Below are 17,137 nucleotides of genomic sequence, written 5' to 3'. Positions count from 1 at the left end.
GCGATGTGGAAGTGATTTCAATGGCCAAGCGAATCGACGTCAGCGGCCTCACCGCCTACTACGGCTCCCACAAGGCGATCGAGGACATCTCGATGACCGTGGAGCCCCGCTCCGTGACCGCCTTCATCGGCCCCTCCGGCTGCGGCAAGTCCACCTTCCTGCGCACCCTGAACCGGATGCACGAGGTCACCCCCGGCGGCCGCGTGGAGGGCAAGGTGCTCCTCGACGACGAGAACCTCTACGGCAAGGACGTCGACCCGGTCGCCGTGCGCCGCACGGTCGGCATGGTGTTCCAGCGCCCCAACCCGTTCCCGACCATGTCGATCTTCGACAACGTGGCGGCGGGCCTGCGGCTGAACGGCAAGGTCAGGAAGCGCGACCTCGAGGACGTCGTCGAACGCTCCCTCAAGGGCGCGAACCTCTGGAACGAGGTCAAGGACCGGCTGAACAAGCCCGGCTCCGGCCTCTCCGGCGGCCAGCAGCAGCGCCTGTGCATCGCCCGCGCGATCGCGGTCGAACCGGACGTCCTGCTGATGGACGAGCCGTGCTCGGCGCTGGACCCCATCTCGACGCTCGCGATCGAGGACCTGATCGGTGAGCTGAAGGAACGCTTCACGATCGTCATCGTGACGCACAACATGCAGCAGGCGGCACGGGTCTCGGACCGCACAGCCTTCTTCAACCTCGCGGCGGTCGGCCAGCCCGGCCGGCTCATCGAGATCGACGAGACCGAGCGGATCTTCTCCAACCCGTCCGTCCAGGCCACGGAGGACTACATCTCGGGCCGCTTCGGCTGAGCCCACCTCGTGAGCTGCCCTGCGGTGCTGCATGGCGGTGCCACCGCAAGGCGAAGGGTCGGCCCCCTCTCGGACGAGAGGGGGCCGACGTCTGTGCTTGCGCTGTGCGCAGTGCGGTTCGGGCGGACGAGGCGGAGGCGGCGGCCGGGTGGGTGGGTGGGTGGGTGGAGGGTTCCGAGCAGCGCGGGCGGCGTCCGGGCCGAGCCACGGTGTGGGAGGTACGTCGCAGGCCCGCCGAAGGTCCCCCGTGCGGTCCGGGAACCCCGCCCCGGGGCGTCGACGGTCCCTAGCCGAAGGCCAGGTTCACGATCCAGAAGCTCAGCGCGGCGACCAGCGCCGCCGCCGGCATCGTGATGAACCACCCCAGGATGATGTTCTTCGCGACGCCCCACCGCACCGCGTTCACCCGCTTCGTCGCCCCCACGCCCATGATCGCCGACGTGATCACGTGCGTCGTCGAGATCGGCGCGTGGAACAGGAAGGCCGAGCCGAACATGATCGACGCCCCCGTGGTCTCCGCAGCGAAACCCTGCGGCGGATCGAGCTCGATGATCTTCCGGCCGAGCGTCCGCATGATCCGCCAGCCCCCCGCGTACGTACCGAGCGACAACATCACCGCGCAGATGAGCTTCACCCACACCGGGATCGGGTCGCCGTAGTCCTCCACGTCCGCGATGACCAGGGCCATCACCACGATGCCCATCGTCTTCTGCGCGTCCTGGAGGCCGTGGCCCAGTGCCATGCCGGCCGCCGACACGGTCTGCGCTATCCGGAAGCCGCGCTTCGCCTTGGCTGGGTTCGCCTTGCGGAAGCCCCACATGATCGCGCACATCACCAGGTAGCCCACGAAGAGACCCACGACCGGCGACACGAACATCGGGATGATGACCTTGTCGAGGACTCCGCCCCAGATCACCTCGGTCCCGCCCGCGAGCGCCGCGCCCACCATGCCCCCGAACAGCGCGTGCGAGGACGACGACGGCAGACCGAAGTACCAGGTGATCAGGTTCCAGATGATCGCACCGACCAGCGCCGCGAAGAGGATGCCCATGCCGCGGTCGCCCTTGGGCGTCTCGATCAGGCCCTCGCTCACCGTCTTGGCGACCCCGCTGCCCAGGAAGGCACCGGCGAGGTTCATCACCGCGGCCATGGCCAGCGCCGCCCTCGGCGTCAGGGCCCGGGTGGAGACGGACGTCGCGATCGCGTTGGCGGAGTCGTGGAAGCCGTTGGTGTACGTGAAGAAGAGCGCGACCCCGATGGTCACGACCAGCGCAAAGGTGTCCACGACGCCTCAGGACTCCTTGACCGCGATGGTCTCCACCGTGTTGGCCACGTGCTCGAACGCGTCCGCGGCCTCCTCCAGTACGTCCACGACCTGCTTGAGCTTGAGCACCTCGATGGCGTCGTACTTGCCGTTGAAAAGGTGCGCGAGCAGCTTGCGGTGGATCTGGTCGGCCTGGTTCTCGAGCCGGTTGACCTCGATCCAGTACTCGGTGAGGTTGTCCATGGTCCGCAGGTGCGGCATGGCCTCCGCGGTCAGCTCGGCCGCCCGCGCCAACACCTCGATCTGCTGCTCGACGCCCTTGGGAAGCTCCTCGATGTTGTAGAGGACGACCAGGTCGACGGCCTCCTCCATGAAGTCCATGATGTCGTCGAGCGACGACGCGAGGGAGTAGATGTCCTCACGGTCGAACGGCGTGATGAAGGAGGAGTTCAGCTGGTGGAAGATCGCGTGGGTGGCATCGTCCCCGGCGTGCTCCGCCGCCCGCATCCGCTCCGCGATCTCGGCGCGCGCGGAGGAATCGGCCCCGAGCAGTTCCATCAGGAGCTTCGAGCCCGTGACGATGTTGTCCGCAGAGGCGGCGAACATGTCGTAGAAGCTCGTCTCCCTGGGGGTCAGACGAAATCGCACGTGGGGTCCTCGGGGGCTTGGGTTTCGGTCAGGCTGATGCTAGGTGCATCATCCGGCCACGGCTAACCGGCGTCTCTCAGTGTCGCCCATGAGGGACAGTGATCAGCACGGGGCCCTGCCCGAACCGCCAGGGATCGGTACCATATACCCACGAGGGGTATACCGGACAGGACAACGGGAGGACGCGATGACGACCACGGAGACGGCCGGCGGACTTCCGGCCGCCGACGCTGGTGCCCTCGGCCACGACCAGGGCGTCCACGGCTACCACAAGCAGAAGGACGAGCACCTCAAGCGGCTGCGCCGGATCGAGGGGCAGATCCGCGGGCTGCAGCGCATGGTCGACGAGGACACGTACTGCATCGACATACTCACCCAGGTCTCGGCCTCCACCAAGGCACTGCAGTCCTTCGCACTGCAACTGCTGGAGGAGCATTTGCGCCACTGCGTCGCCGACGCCGCCGTCAAGGGCGGCGACGAGATCGACGCGAAGGTCGAGGAGGCGACGAAGGCGATCGCCCGCATGCTCCGCACCTGAGCGTCGCGGGGTGGCGGTGCCCGGCACCGCCCCCGACCGATCCGGTTCATGGATCGACGCGGTTCACGGCGCGGTCGACGCGGTCCACAGACCAGCCCGTCCACGGGTCGGGGTGCCGCCCCAGCGGCGACCGGTCAGCCGCTCCCCGCGCCCTCACGGCCGGGTCCCCCCACGTGCACGTTCAGCACCTCGTCGATACGGTCCGCGCTGAGCATCTCCCCATCCGCGGCCGACGCAGCGATCATCAGCTCACCACACAGCTCGATCTCGGCGAGGGCCAGGTGGTCCTGGACTGTCGGCGCACTGGGCGGGGCCACGTGCTTTCACCTCTTCCGGCCGGTGTTGACTTCCTAGCGTAGGGAGCGGGACACACACCGCGCATGGCACGTCCGGACCATTTACCGACAGCGTGTTGCCTAGACGCGGATCCGCCCGGCGTAGATGTCCGACCGGTCCGGCAGTCGCACGACGACGGACGAGCCGAAGTCGTACAGCAGTGTCGTGGACGACACGGCCACGGTACGTCCCTGGTTCACGAAGTTGAACACGTGGCGCACCTTCCGCAGTCGTCCCGCCTCGTCGAAGTACGCGTCGAAGGCCACGCTGTCCTTGGCGAACCCTTTCGCCGCCGCGGCGAGCGCCCCGCGCACCCGCGGGGTCGCCGCCTTCGCGGCGTGTGCGATGTCCGCGGTGCCGCGGTAGTGCGCGACCCTCACCCCGGCGAACTCCTCGTGCCCGACGAAGGTCGCGCTCAGCGTGCCGCGCAGCAACTCCGCCGCGGCCGCGGGATCCGTCGCCCCGCCGGTGACGAGGTTGCCGTCCTCCAGGGTCGTCGTGTCGACCCTCACCCACTTGTCGGGAGGAACGCCGGCACCACGGTCCTTCATGTAGAGCGCGCCGGGGGCGAGCAGTTCGGTGATCGGCAGGTGCTCGCTCGCGCCGGCGGGGTCTTTCGGGAGGACCACCCGGAGGCGGCCGGTGGCCCGGCGGAAGTCGTATCCGCCCTCGCCCCGGATGGTCACGCGGGTCCCTCCGGTCGCCGTTTCCATGGCGGTGCGCGTCTTCGCCGTACCGGCGGCGGCCAGGATGTCCGCGGCCCCGCGCACGGTGACGACCGCGTCGCGGGCGGGCCGGGCGTCGGCCAGCGTGGCCCCGCCGGCCGAACAGCCGGCCGTCGCGGCCACCCCCACCGCGACGGCTGCGGCACACGCGCCGCCCTTGAGCCTGTGCTGTTGCACCACCATCGCCAGCCAACCCCCAACACGCTTGCCGCTGCACCGCATAACGACCGGTACCGTGGAAGGGTGCGCACGTCCGCCCACCACACGAGCACCATCGAACGCGGTTCCTTCGCCCTCGCACGCTGCAGCTGTGGCTGGACGGGTCCGGCCAGGCGTTCCCGGGAGCGTGCGCGCGAGGACGCCGCATCGCACGCGTCGACGAGCCCGGCCCCCTGAACGTGTCGGCCCGCGTGCCTCCGCGGGCGGCAGCGACCGGGGGAGGCGACGGGCGCCGCAGGACGGGGCGGCCGTCATACGCGCGATGAGCAACGGACCGCCGGGCCCGGGACCTCGCCGGAGTCCGGTGCGTACGGGTTGATCACCCAACGAACGCCGAGCTGACGCCCGTTCGGCCCGCACCCCGGACTTCCGCCCCCGGACTCGCGGGGGCCACCTGCCGCGGACCCTTCCCGCGGACCGCCTCCCGGCGAACGGCGGACGTTGCTCGGCAGCAGCCCCGGCCACGGTCGCGACGCCCTCGGAATTGCCCCCGGCGCCATCGCCGGACGCGCCCGTCGCGCGGACGCCGTCACCCCGTGCCGTCCGCGCCCTCCGGCGGTCCTCCGGGGGCGCCTACGCCGCCAGGTCGTTCGGCCCGGGGTTCGCACCGGGCCGCGGCTCGGGGATGCCCAGCGTTTCGGGCTGCCGCTCCCGGGTCGGCACCCGCCGCGACCGTACGAGCCACCCGGCGGCCCCCGACCGGGAGACCGCCGACACGACCGGGGTGAGCAACGCGAGGGCGAGCGGGGCGAGGAGCAGCGTCACGGCCGTGCCGAGCGCGAACCCGCCGACCACGTCGGTCGGGTAGTGGACCCCCATGTAGACGCGGCAGAACCCTTCCGCCAGTGCCAGGCCAATGGCGGCGAGGCCGAAGCGCCGGTCGGCGACGAAGAGTCCCACGCCGAGGGCCATGGCGATCGTCGAGTGGTCGCTCACGAAGGAGAAGTCGGTCTTCCCCGCTACCAGGACCTCGAGCCCCTGGTGGTCCACGAAGGGGCGCGGTCGCTCCACGAACCCGCGGATCGGGATGTTGACCAGCAGCGCGATACCGGCGGCCAGCGGCGCCCAGACCAGCGCGGTGACCGCCCCGACGGAGTCCTCGGCCGTGCCGCGCCGACGCACGCTCCACCAGCACCACAGCACCACGAGGACCATCGCGATCATGATCCCGTACTCGCCGACGAACTCCATGACCCGGTCGAACCACGTCGGCGCGGACCGGGCCAGCCCGTTGATGTCGTAGAGCAGACCCACATCGGGATTCGCCCCGTCCAGTGCGAGTCCAGCCATCTGCTGCGGCCCCTTGCCTTGTTGCCTGCCGCGGCGCACGCCCGTGTGCGCCGCCTTGCCGAACCCCCGTGGTCGGTGCGGTCTGTGCGTACTGCTCCGATCCAGGGAACGACCCGCTCAGCCGGTCCGTTCCTTCCTCCACAGAACGATCACCATGACGTTATCGAAGAGTGATGCATCGTCGCAGCTCAGGGCCGTTGCTTTACGGAGAGTTCCAGCCACGGCCGACGCCTCGTCAGCTCGTGGTCAAGCACCCTGCGCGGGTTTCGGTAGCGCGGCGGCCCCGTCCTTGGTGACCCGTGTGGCACCGAAGTAGTCGGGGGTATCGATCTTGTCGAAGCGGATGACGGCCCCGGTGTACGGCGCATTGATCATGTACCCGCCCCCGACGTACAGACCCACGTGCCGGATCGCCCGCGAGTTGGTCAGGTCGTCGGAGAAGAAGACCAGGTCGCCGGGGAGCAGTTCGTCGCGCGAGGGATGGGGCCCCGCGTTGTACTGGTCGTTCGCCACCCGCGGCAGCTCGATCCCCACCGTCCGGTAGGCGGCCTGGGTCAAACCCGAGCAGTCGAACCGCCCGCCCTGCTCGGGCGTTCCGTTGCCGCCCCACAAGTACTTCGTGCCGAGCTTCTGCTGCGCGAAGTAGATGGCGCCGGCCGCCTGCCGCGACGGCGCCACCCGCCCCACCGGGCGGGCGAAGCTCTGCTCCAGCGTCCGGATGACCTTCACGTAGTTCTGCGTCTCCCGGTACGGGGGCACCCCGCCGTACTTGATGACCGCGTACGCCCCGGCGTTGTACGCCGCGAGCATGTTGTCCGTGCGGTCACCGGACGCCTTCTTGACGTACCGGGCCAGCTCGCAGTCGTACGACGCCGCCGAAGGGATCGCGTCGGCCGGATCCCACACGTCCCGGTCCCCGTCCCCGTCCCCGTCGACGCCGTGCGTGGCCCAGGTACCGGGGATGAACTGCGCGATCCCCTGCGCTGCGGCGGCGCTCTGCGCCCGCGGGTTCCAGCCGCTCTCCTGGTAGAGCTGCGCGGCGAGCAGCGCCGGGTTGAGCGCCGGGCAGAGGTTCCCCCACTTCTCGACCAGCGGCCGGTACAGGGCGGGAACGGCACCCTTGGCCAGCCCCACGGCCCCGTTGGCCCCGCGGGCGGCGAGCCCTGCGGCGGCGGAGTACGTTCCCACGACGAGCAGTGCGACGAATCCCAGACACAGACCGATCGACGCACCCGCGACCAGCCATGCCTTACGCACCGTCAACCACCCTTCTTCGTACGGCAGTCCATCGTTGGTCAGTCTAGGTCGGGAGTGCCCGCCTGAGGGGGCGCACACGAGGAGACATGCAGCGCGTCGAGACGAGCGCGCGCCCCACTGGAGTGGACGCGCCACCGACCGCAGGTCGCACATGTCCGAGCGCGCGCCATCGGCACCGCCGCGCCGGGGTGCCCTCCACGGGGCGGCATCGCGGAGCGGGACGCGGGCGCGGGGCCGGACCGCTCGGGCCCGGGACGCGCCCACGCTTGCAGGAAGGCCGCGGACCGGGAATGCGGCAGCGGAGGCCAGGGAGTCGACGGGACGGAGCACGGCCGGGTGACGAGGAGGCGAAGGGCAGGGAGGCAGCCCGGGAGGACGGGCGTCCCGACGGGATCGAAGCCACCACGCCCCCGACGGGGGACGGCCTCGGCGACCACACCACCCTTCCTCTCTTGGTTACTCACGGGTAGCGTGGATGGTGCACCCTTGTGAGGCACCAGAAGCGGAGGCAGCCGTCATGGCGGAACCCCAGGCGTTCTTCGAGCGGCACTCCGAGCACCGCTTCTCACCCACCGAACACACACGCGGCCCGTGGGACGCGGACTCCCAGCACGCCGGACCGCCCGCCGCACTCCTGGGCAGGGCCATCGAGGAACGCCCCGGCGCCCGCACGGACATGCGGGTCAGCCGCATCACGTTCGAGATCATGCGCCCCGTCCCGATCAGCCCCCTGGAGGTGCGGACCACGGTGCTGCGCGGCGGTCGGAGCGTGGAAATCGTCGAGGCGTCGCTCGCCCCCGAGGGAGAGGCACCCGTGATGCTGGCCAGGGCCCTGCGCATCCGAACGACCGAGGATCCCGGCCCCGCGATCGCACCCGGCCCCCTCCTGCCGTCCCCGGGCGAAACCGCCGCCACCCCGTTCTTCCCCGTCCCCTGGGAGACGGGGTACCACACCGCGATGGAAACCCGGTTCGCCGAGGGGGCGTTCCGCGAGACGGGACCGGGGACCTGCTGGATGCGGATGCGACTGCCCCTCGTCGCCGGCGAGGAAACCCGCCCGCTCGATCGCGTCCTGGTCGCCGCGGACTCGGGGAACGGCATCAGCAACGTCCTCGACTTCGAACAGCACCTGTTCATCAATCCCGACCTGACGGTCCATCTGCACCGCCACCCGGTGGGCGAATGGGTGTGCGTCGAGGCGCGCACGAGCGTCGACCCGGCCGGCATCGGCCTGGCGGACGCACAGTTGCACGACGAGAAGGGCCCGATCGGGCGCAGCGCACAGAGCCTCTTCGTCGCCCCGCGCTGACACCCCGCACTCCGCGCGCGACCGCCCCCACCCCCGGATAACTGGTCTGGACCAGATACCGCTACTCTGTGTCACACAGCCAGGAAGGCTGGAGTCACCCCCGTCGATGACCACGACGGGGCGAGCAACACAGGAGCAACAAGTGGAGAACGTGCAGAACGCGGGGAACACGACGTCACGCCGCAGTGGCGACGCCGGGGGAACCTTCGCCGCCGTGACGGTCATTGCGCTCATCGCCGTGGCCGTGGCATTGCTCGGATACATGGTCACCAACCGCTGACCATCCGGCATTCGGGCAGGGGCGGCACCGGACTCCGGTGCCGCCCCTGCGCCTTCCCCGCTCCGACTCGGCCCCGACCGGGGCCCCCTGCGGGCACCCCTGCTCCCCCGTGCCCCCGATGCGCCTTTTCAGCCCTTGGGTGCCACAACGATAGTCATTGCCCGGAGTCACGCAGCGTGATACACAGAGCGACACTACGCGTCCTCACATGAGATCCGGCCCGCGCCGCGGCAGACGAGAGACACCCGATCGGTCATACGTGCGGGGATCGGGTAAAGAGAGCCGCCAAGTCGGCGCACCAGGGCGGCTTCATCAGCGAAGATAGAGCGATGGCCTGTGCCGTGGGGCGGAGGCGGACAACTACCCAACAGGGGCGGTGAGTTATATGTACCTGGCGGCTGAGAAGGGTGACATCACCACCATCATCGGTGGAATCGCCCCGAACTGGGGGCCCTTCGGGAGCCTCGGGAACGAGGCCCGCGTGATGATCGAGGTCGTGATGGCCGTTGCCATCCTGCTCTGCCTGGGCATCGCGATCTGGGGCGCGGCCAAACAGCGCATCGGCGCAACGGCCCTCCGGGACACCTTCAGCGCGGAGCAGGGCAAGGGCCTGATCGTCGCCGGACTGACCGGCGTCTTCATCATCGGGTCTCTCGGAACACTCTTCACCATCGTCTACGGGATGGCCGTCTGACCTCGCCGTCAGACACCCGACACCGTCATCCATCTCACCCGTCCGCCTCCGACACCACCCGTCCGTCGCGCCCACCGGCAGAGGTTGCGTCTCTCTGATGTCGAGTCACCACACCCCGCCCGCACGGAGACCAGTACGGCTACCGTCGTACGACGGAGCGGCATCGCACACGGCAGAGGGGGCGCACGCGGCATGAGCTACGACGACGAGAGCGGCGGCAGCGTCGGCGGCACCGGCCAGACCCGCACCCGCCTCCCCGAAGGCGGCACCGGCGACGTCTACGGAGGTGCTCGCCGCCCCACGCGCAACTCGAGATCCCTCACCATGGTGGTGGGCGTGGTGGTCCTCCTCATCGCGGCGATCGCCTTCGCCAACCGCGGCGGCGGCTCCAGCACCGCCTCCGGTGCAGCGGCGGGAGCGAAGGACGCCGCGCCGACGGCACCCTCCGGGGTACGGCCCGTGAAGGGGCGGACCGGGGCGATCCCGACGGGATACGCGCACGACGAGCAAGGCGCGCAGAGCGCGGCGGCGAACTACGCGATTCCGCTGGGCTCCGCCGACATGTACCAGGCTGCACGCCGCCACGAAATCGTGAGCACCGTGTATGCCCCCTCGGTCGCAACAACGCGCCAGAGTGACCTCGACAGGGTCTATTCCGACAAAGGATTCCTGACCCGTATCGGCCTTCGCGAAGACGGTACCGCGCCTGACGGGCAGGCATTCATCTCACGGGTGATCCCAGCTGGCACGAAAGTGGAGAAGTTCAGCGGTGACACGGCCACCGTGGCCGTCTGGTACTCGTCCCTCTTCGGGCTTGCGGGAGAGAGCTCCGAGAATCCTGTCTCCGAGAGCTGGTACACGACGACGTACGAGCTGAAGTGGACCAATGGGGACTGGAAGGTCACAGACCACGTGCAGAAGGACGGCCCCGTTCCTGTCGGGCGGGACCAAAGAGCCTCCGGTGCCAAGGAAATGGCCGATGCGGTGGAACAGTTCGGGGGGTTCAGCTATGCCCGGTAAACGACGTCACCACACGCTCGCCCTGTCCGTCTTGCTGATCGCCATCCAGGCACTGACCACGCAAGCCGTTGCAGCACCGACGCCCAGTCCCACCGGTAGTAACAACCCCTGCGACCTTGTCAGGGGCCCCGCCAGGGACTACTGCGAGAGCGGTGACGCCGGCGGCGCCGCGCGCCGGGCGCCAACACTCGACGACCCCGCCACCGCCCTCGACCCCCTGACCGCCCTCGCCCGCGGCTGCGCCGACGCCGCCGCCTGGGTCGTCGACACCCTCTCCAAGGCCGTGAAGTCCACCGCCCAGGTCGACTTCACCAACGACCACTTCCTCAGCCAGTACGCCATCGTCTTCGCCGCAGCCACCTTCCTCACCCTGCTCCTCTGGTTGCTCGCCGTCGCCAAGCGCGCCATCCGCGGCGTCCCGCTGTCCACCGCGATCTCCGAGGCGATCGGGTTCCTCTGGCTCACGGTCCTGGCTTCGGCCTTCACCCCACTGATCCTCTACACCCTCGTCTCCGCGACCGACTCGATCACCGACGTGATCGCTTCCGGTACCGGCAGCCAGACGGACGTCTTCTTCGGCAGCTTCAAGGAGGCGCTCAAGAAGGGGGACGCCATCGGTGGCGGGCCGATCATGCTGATCGTCGTGTCGCTGGTGACGATCGTCGCCGCGGGGATGCTCTACCTGGAGCTGTTCATCAGGGCCGTCCTGCTCTACGTCGGCGCCCTGCTCGGCGTCGTCGTCTACTCGGGGCTCGTCGACAAGAACATGTGGGGACACGTGCGCCGCTGGGCCGGAATCATGATCGCCGTGATCCTGGTCAAGCCGGTCATCGTCATCGTTCTCGGGCTCGCGGGCGCCCTGTCGACCGACGACGGACCCGACGCGTTCTCCGCGGTCGTCACCGGACTCGCCATCATCCTGCTCGCGATCTTCGCCTCCGCCATGATCTACCGTTTCGTTCCCGGCTTCGGCGACGAGATCGCCGCGTCCCGCAACAACCGCATCCAGAACAGCGCAGAGAACAAGGCTGCCGCCGTCATCAGCTCCCCAGCCGCCCTCGTCTCCCAGGGCATCAAGACCCACAGCAGCCGCAGCCACCAGCAGGGCGGGGCCGGCACACCACCCGCTCCCGCCAGCCCGGTCAGCGGCGGCGTCGCCGCCCACAGCTCGCGCGGCGCTGCAGGCGGAGGGGCCGGCGGCCAAGGCGGCGGCCCCGCCTCCTCCGCGCCTCCGCCCCGCAGCGGCGGCGGCACCCCGCACACGAACCGTAAGAGCACCGGCAACAACGCCGGCACAGGAAGCACAGGAGGTCGAGGGCATTGACGACGCAGTCCCAGCCCATCGCGCCCCGGCGTACGTATCTGATCGGCCGGGCCCGGCCGAACGCGATCGTCGGCAAGAACCGCGAGACCGGCGAGATCGCCCTGATCATCGCCGGCGCGTTCCTCGGCATGATGAGCGGGCTGCTGGTCCCCACCCTCTCCCTGCGGATCGTGCTGCTCATGGGCTTCCCGGTGCTCGCGCTGGCCGCCGTGTACGTGCCGTACCGGCAGCGCACCTTCTACCGCTGGTTCGAGATCAACCGCAGCTACAAGCGCGCCCTGCGGCAGGGCACCGTGTACCGTTCCCCGGCCATGGAGTCCGGCACCCGCCTCGACGGCCGGGAGGTCGAGGTCGGGCCGCCGCCCGGCATCGGGCGGATCAGCTGGCTGGCGGCGCCCTTCGGGCCGGACGAGATCGCCGTCCTGCTGCACGCGGACCGCCGTACGGTGACCGCTGCCATCGAGATCGAGGGCCCGGGCGTGGGTCTGCGCGACAGCGAGGACCAGGAAGCCCTGGTGGACCGTTTCGGCACTCTCCTCAAGCACGTGGCCAACGGCGACGGCTTCGTGACCCGCCTCCAGATGCTCGCCCGCACCCTCCCCGCGGACCCCGACGCCCACGCCAAGGACGTCGCCCAGCGCGGCGACAAGAAGGCGCCCACCTGGCTCCGGGACTCCTACGACCAGCTCCAGTCGATGGTGTCCACTTCCAGCGAGCAGCACCGCGCCTACCTCGTCGCCTGCATGCACTACTCCCGCGAACTGGCCGCCGAGGCCCACGCCATGGCACGCGCCGCCCGGCAGGCATCGGGGGCGAAGAAGCTCGACAAGGACGCCGGACTCGCCGTCGTCATGGCGCGTGAGCTCACGGACATCTGCGCCCGCCTCACTGAGGCCGACATCCGCGTCCGCCAGCCACTCGGGCAGAGCCGTCTCGCTTCCCTCGTGCACTCGATGTACGACCCGGACCACCCCATCGACCACATCCAGGCGATGACGAAGCGGAACGCCTGGCCCGCGGAGCTGGACGCGATGGAACCCACCTACCTCCAGGCGAAGACCCGGGAGTCGTCCACCCGCGCCCCCTGGTGTCACGCCACCGCGTGGGTGAAGGAGTGGCCGATGACCCCCGTCGGGGTCAACTTCCTCGCACCGCTGCTCGTCCACACCCCGGACGTGATCCGCACCGTCGCGGTCTGCATGGACCTCGAACCGACCGAAATCGCCATCGAGCGGATGCTGACCGAGAAGACGAACGACGAGGCGGAAGCGAGCCGCGCGGCCAAGATGAACCGCACGGTCGACCCGCGTGACATCGCCGCCCACGGCCGGCTCGACCAGCGGGGTGAAGATCTGGCGAGCGGCGCGGCAGGCGTCAACCTCGTCGGGTACATCACTGTGTCGTCGCGTACGCCCGAAGCCCTGGCCAGGGACAAGCGCACGATCAGGGCCTCAGCGGGCAAGTCGTACCTGAAGCTGGAGTGGTGCGACCGCGAGCACCACCGGGCCTTTGTGAACACGCTGCCGTTCGCGACCGGCATCCGCCGATAGGGGCCTGTGTGATGCGAGATCCGCTGTCCGTCCTCACCGACGCCTTCACGTCCTTCCTCTTCGGCAAGGTCGAGACGACACGGCTGCCCGTCCGCACCTCGACGGGTCAGGCCCAGGCCGTCTACTTGCCCACCGCGGCACCGGGCCTCGGCGACTCCGGCGTGATCATCGGCCGTGAGGTCTACAGCGGCAAGGGCTACATCTACGACCCCTTCCAGCTGTACGGACAGCAGCTCCCGGCACCGCACTGGCTGGTGCTCGGCGAATCCGGCAACGGCAAGTCGGCGCTGGAGAAGACCTACGTCCTGCGCCAGCTACGCTTCCGCGACCGCCAGGTCGTCGTCCTGGACGCCCAGGGCGAGGACGGGGTCGGCGAGTGGAACCTGATCGCCGAGCAGCTGGGCATCACCCCCATCCGGCTCGACCCGATGGCGGCCCTCGACGGCGGCATCCGTCTCAATCCGCTCGATCCGTCGATCACCACCACCGGTCAGCTCGCGCTCCTGCGGACCATCATCGAGGTCGCGATGGGCCACGGTCTCGACGAGCGCTCCGGCTTCGCGCTCAAGGTCGCCCACGCGTACGTCAACGAAACGATCACCGAGCGGCAGCCCGTCCTGACGGACATCGTGGAGCAACTCCGCCATCCGGAACCCGGTTCGGCGGAAGCGATGAACGTCGACATAGACGACGTCAGGGCCTGGGGTCTGGACGTCGCCCTCGTCCTGGACCGGCTGGTCGACGGTGACTTGCGGGGCATGTTCGACGGCCCCACCTCCGTCGGGATCGACCTCGACGCCCCGTTGATCGTCTTCGACCTGTCCCACATCGACCGCAACTCGATCGCCATGCCGATCCTGATGGCCATCGTCGGCGTCTGGTTGGAACACACCTGGATCCGTCCGGACCGCAAGAAGCGCATCTTCCTGGTCGAGGAAGCCTGGCACATCATCAACAGCCCCTTCGTGGCACAGCTCTTCCAGCGGCTGCTGAAGTTCGGGCGGCGTCTCGGCCTGTCCTTCGTCGCGGTCGTCCACCACCTGTCGGACGTCGTGGACGGAGCGGCCGCCCGGGAGGCGGCGGCGATCCTCAAGATGGCGTCCACGCGGACCATTTACGCCCAGAAGGCGGACGAAGCCCGGGCGACCGGGCGGGTCCTGGGGCTCCCGCGGTGGGCCGTCGAGATCATTCCGACGCTGACCCCCGGCATCGCGGTGTGGGACGTGAACGGCAACGTCCAGGTCGTCAAACACCTCGTGACGGAAGCCGAGCGGCCCCTCGTCTACACGGACCGGGCGATGACGGAGTCCTCGCTGCCCGACGACGTACGAGCCGCGGAACGGGAGGCGGAGCAGCGCGCGGCCCTCATCGAACAACAGCAGATGGACGCGTCCTCCGAGCCGACGGTGGCCTGAGATGTCCGGCGAACAGCCCCGTCACCACGGGCAGCACAGAGATCCCCGCCCGTCCCCCCACAGCCACCAGCAGGGGCAGCGAGGCATTCCGGACGGCCTCCTCGTGGGTGTCCTGGCCTTCCTCCTCGGCCTGACCCTGTTGGTCTGGACGGCCACCGGCCTGGCTGGCCTCTTCACCCACGGGTCCTGGCCGGACGGGGTGACCTTCACGAACACCCCGCTCGCCATGCGCAGTCTCGTCTCCCAGCCGCACGACATTCCGGCGGCGTGGCCCACCGCGCCGCCGGAGCAGTTGTCGGGTTACGGACTCTTCTGGGGGCTGCTGATCGGCCAGTTCATGGTCCTGGTCGTCCTCTCGGTCTTCGCGCTCGGTACCCTCGCACGCTGGCGAGCGGTCAGGGCGTCGCGGCGCGTCCGGGGACGATCCGCCGACGTGCGGCCGGTCCGGAAGCACACGTCCAGGCCAGGGCCCCCGCCCGCGGAGTCGGAGACCGGGAGCGGTGCCGGCATCGAGTACGGTGACGCAACGGCCCTGCCCGCGCCCGACGCTTCGCGGAACGGGCGCCCCGCACCGGACGACGCCCCCCGTCCCGCCCGCCCCCAGGCACTGAGCCCGTCAGCCGGCGGGCCGGATCCGTCCCTTGCCTGCGACGCAACCGGCCCCGGCGATCCGGCGGCCGTCGACCGCTCCGCGTCCGGTGCCTCGTACGTGGCAACGGGCGTCCCGGTCTCTGCGTCCCCACTGGTCACCACGCATCGGGACCGTGCTGCGGACGCCCCGGCAGCCCGTACCGCTGCAGACGTCGAGCGGGGGCGCGTGCCCGCGCCCTCCGCCGTGCCCGTCGCGCCCCGCGTCCTGTACGGCGATCGGGCGACCCGTCATCCCTCGGCCGTCCGGGCCGTCCACGAGGCGGCAGGCCCGACCGTCGTGGTCACCTCGGACCCCGCCGTATGGACGGACACCAAGGACGCCCGGTCGAAGCTGGGGCCGGTCCTGGTCTACGACCCCGGACACCTCTGTGACACCCCGGCCCGCCTCCACTGGTCGCCCACGACCGGCTGCACGGACCCGGACACGGCCACCGCCCGTGCCGCAGCCCTGTTCGCGCCGGTCCGCCCACACTCACGTCTCGACGAAGCCGTGGCCGACACCGCCGAGACCCTGCTGCGTTGCTGGCTCCACGCCGCCGCGGTCGACGGACGTCCCTTCAAGCAGATCCACCGGTGGGCACAGGGGAACGGTGCTCACGAGCCGGTGCGCATCCTCCGCACCCACCCCGAGGCCGCCGCCGGCACGGCTGGTCTCCTGGAGTCCGCCCTCACCGCACACGCCGAACGCCGAGAGATCGCACAGGAACTGACGGCTCGTACCCTCTCATGCCTCTCCTCGATCCACATCCGTGACGCCTGCAATCCAAATCGAGCAGACTCACTCATCTTGGAATCATTTGCGAACGAAGGGGGCACCCTTTATGTGGTGGGTGAATCCATCGAGGACCCGCGTACCCGCCCGGGCGCGATGCCGTTGCTGACCGCCCTCACCTCAAGCGTGGTCGAGCGCGGCCGCCGCGTGGCCGAACGGTCATCCGCCGGTCGGCTCGACCCACCACTCAGTCTCGTGCTCGACGACGTCGCGGCCGTCGCTCCGATTCCCCGCCTCCCGGAGTTGCTGAGGAGCGGTCAGGAACGGGGAATGCCGACCCTGGCACTGTTGCGCTCCCGGGAACAGGGCAGGGCACGCTGGCCGGGCGCCTCTCTCAGCGGCTGAGCCCGCGGCGCAGTTCGTACTCGACGTCACGTGCAGTCGGGTCGGCGGGCACCGGGGTGCTGGCACCGGTCGGCAGGAACCCGATCCTGCGGTAGAACGCCTCAGCCCGCGGGTTCTTCTCGTGGACGTAGAGCCGCACCCGCTCGATCGGGGGGGCCTCCAGCGACCACGACCAGTCGACTGCTACTCGGAACAGTTCTTCGGCCAGACCCGTTCCCCTGACCTCCGGGCGTACGTAGACACCCACGAGATGGGCTTGGTTCACGGCCGCCGCCTCACCGTAGGCAACATCATTGGCCGGACCTTCGACCAACACCGTCACCGTGCCCAGCCAGCGCCCTGCGGCGTCTTCGGCGATGAACTGGCACACCGTGGCGGCCTCGGCCGCGGTGTCCGTACGGTCGCGCCAGAACTCCACGGGCTTCGCCACGGCGTTCTCGTACGTCTCCAGGAACGCGACCGGTGCCGCCGGATCCTGGAGGGAAGCCAACCGGATCTCCCGGACCTTCTCCCACTCGTCGTGCCGCACGGGCCGGATGACGTAATTCATGAACATCAACTCTAGAACGCAGAGCCCCTTACGCAGAGCCCCCTACGCAGGGCTCTTGAACGCGGGGTAGTCCCGGACTGGTCGGTCGACGGGGGTATACAACGCAAAAATGCCTCAACCCCCGAACAAAGTCCGGGGGTTGAGGCCAACAAT

The 17,137-nt window shown here is 69.7% G+C and carries 17 protein-coding genes; 10 read left to right on the top strand and 7 right to left on the bottom strand.

Translation table 11 applies throughout. The features are described from left to right. Nucleotides 1–20: 20 nt before the first annotated feature. A complete protein-coding gene (gene pstB, locus ACFXOM_RS20870) occupies nt 21–797 on the top strand; it encodes a phosphate ABC transporter ATP-binding protein PstB (RefSeq protein WP_384936653.1) in 777 nt (258 codons plus the stop codon). Nucleotides 798–1,083: 286 nt separating this feature from the next. Here pstB and ACFXOM_RS20865 read toward each other — a convergent pair whose 3' ends face one another. Together ACFXOM_RS20865 and ACFXOM_RS20860 are read right to left on the bottom strand one after the other, a co-directional pair. Then, nucleotides 1,084–2,082, bottom strand: coding sequence for an anion permease (locus tag ACFXOM_RS20865; protein WP_384936650.1), 999 nt, complete (start codon nt 2,080–2,082; stop codon nt 1,084–1,086). Between the two features lie 6 nt (nt 2,083–2,088). Continuing rightward, nucleotides 2,089–2,709, bottom strand: coding sequence for a DUF47 domain-containing protein (locus ACFXOM_RS20860; protein WP_384936647.1), 621 nt, complete (start codon nt 2,707–2,709; stop codon nt 2,089–2,091). A 187-nt stretch (nt 2,710–2,896) separates the two neighbouring features. Between ACFXOM_RS20860 and ACFXOM_RS20855 the strand changes: the two genes are divergently transcribed. Further along, a complete protein-coding gene (locus ACFXOM_RS20855; protein WP_384936644.1) occupies nt 2,897–3,247 on the top strand; it encodes a metal-sensitive transcriptional regulator in 351 nt (116 codons plus the stop codon). Nucleotides 3,248–3,381: 134 nt separating this feature from the next. Here ACFXOM_RS20855 and ACFXOM_RS20850 read toward each other — a convergent pair whose 3' ends face one another. The 4 genes from ACFXOM_RS20850 to ACFXOM_RS20835 form a co-directional block, all read right to left on the bottom strand. Beyond that, the gene (locus ACFXOM_RS20850) at nt 3,382–3,564 is read right to left on the bottom strand and encodes a hypothetical protein (RefSeq protein WP_384936641.1); all 183 of its coding nucleotides are present in this window, start codon (nt 3,562–3,564) and stop codon (nt 3,382–3,384) included. 99 nt (nt 3,565–3,663) lie between these two features. Beyond that, on the bottom strand, nt 3,664–4,491 hold the full coding sequence (locus ACFXOM_RS20845) for a hypothetical protein (RefSeq protein ID WP_384936639.1): 828 nt from the start codon (nt 4,489–4,491) through the stop codon (nt 3,664–3,666). 609 nt (nt 4,492–5,100) lie between these two features. Next, on the bottom strand, nt 5,101–5,817 hold the full coding sequence (locus tag ACFXOM_RS20840; RefSeq protein ID WP_384936636.1) for a phosphatase PAP2 family protein: 717 nt from the start codon (nt 5,815–5,817) through the stop codon (nt 5,101–5,103). A gap of 246 nt (nt 5,818–6,063) precedes the next feature. Next, the gene (locus ACFXOM_RS20835) at nt 6,064–7,074 is read right to left on the bottom strand and encodes an NlpC/P60 family protein (RefSeq protein WP_384936987.1); all 1,011 of its coding nucleotides are present in this window, start codon (nt 7,072–7,074) and stop codon (nt 6,064–6,066) included. A gap of 517 nt (nt 7,075–7,591) precedes the next feature. On the opposite strand from ACFXOM_RS20835, the gene ACFXOM_RS20830 reads away from it, so the two are divergent. From ACFXOM_RS20830 to ACFXOM_RS20795, 8 genes are all read left to right on the top strand, one after another. Beyond that, nucleotides 7,592–8,383 carry a thioesterase family protein gene (locus ACFXOM_RS20830; RefSeq protein ID WP_384944430.1) on the top strand — a complete coding sequence of 264 codons (792 nt, stop codon included), beginning with the start codon at nt 7,592–7,594 and terminating at the stop codon, nt 8,381–8,383. A gap of 142 nt (nt 8,384–8,525) precedes the next feature. After that, nucleotides 8,526–8,663 (top strand): hypothetical protein, encoded by a 138-nt coding sequence (locus ACFXOM_RS20825; RefSeq protein WP_384936632.1) that lies wholly within the window; start codon nt 8,526–8,528, stop codon nt 8,661–8,663. A 385-nt stretch (nt 8,664–9,048) separates the two neighbouring features. Then, nucleotides 9,049–9,357 carry a hypothetical protein gene (locus tag ACFXOM_RS20820; protein WP_017945892.1) on the top strand — a complete coding sequence of 103 codons (309 nt, stop codon included), beginning with the start codon at nt 9,049–9,051 and terminating at the stop codon, nt 9,355–9,357. Nucleotides 9,358–9,549: 192 nt separating this feature from the next. Continuing rightward, a complete protein-coding gene (locus tag ACFXOM_RS20815; RefSeq protein ID WP_385038732.1) occupies nt 9,550–10,377 on the top strand; it encodes a hypothetical protein in 828 nt (275 codons plus the stop codon). Beyond that, a complete protein-coding gene (locus ACFXOM_RS20810; protein WP_385038730.1) occupies nt 10,367–11,701 on the top strand; it encodes a hypothetical protein in 1,335 nt (444 codons plus the stop codon). The genes ACFXOM_RS20815 and ACFXOM_RS20810 overlap by 11 nt, the downstream gene beginning before the upstream one ends. Then, on the top strand, nt 11,698–13,251 hold the full coding sequence (locus tag ACFXOM_RS20805; RefSeq protein WP_384936624.1) for an SCO6880 family protein: 1,554 nt from the start codon (nt 11,698–11,700) through the stop codon (nt 13,249–13,251). Before ACFXOM_RS20810 ends, ACFXOM_RS20805 begins: the two co-directional genes overlap by 4 nt. An 11-nt stretch (nt 13,252–13,262) precedes the next feature. Beyond that, entirely contained in the window at nt 13,263–14,666 is a 1,404-nt protein-coding gene (locus ACFXOM_RS20800; protein ID WP_384936621.1) for an ATP-binding protein, read from the top strand. Nucleotide 14,667: 1 nt separating this feature from the next. Then, the gene (locus ACFXOM_RS20795) at nt 14,668–16,434 is read left to right on the top strand and encodes a type VI secretion protein (RefSeq protein WP_385038727.1); all 1,767 of its coding nucleotides are present in this window, start codon (nt 14,668–14,670) and stop codon (nt 16,432–16,434) included. Here ACFXOM_RS20795 and ACFXOM_RS20790 read toward each other — a convergent pair. Further along, complete coding sequence (locus tag ACFXOM_RS20790) at nt 16,424–16,984, bottom strand: GNAT family N-acetyltransferase (protein ID WP_384936615.1); 561 nt, start codon at nt 16,982–16,984, stop codon at nt 16,424–16,426. The two genes, ACFXOM_RS20795 and ACFXOM_RS20790, sit on opposite strands and share 11 nt — an antisense overlap. Nucleotides 16,985–17,137: the final 153 nt, after the last annotated feature.

The sequence above is a fragment of the Streptomyces sp. NPDC059169 genome, from assembly GCF_042755225.1.
Taxonomy (GTDB): Bacteria; Actinomycetota; Actinomycetes; order Streptomycetales; family Streptomycetaceae; genus Streptomyces.
The sequence above is the reverse complement of the archived record's forward strand: the minus strand, read 5'-3'. Positions and strand labels throughout refer to the sequence as shown.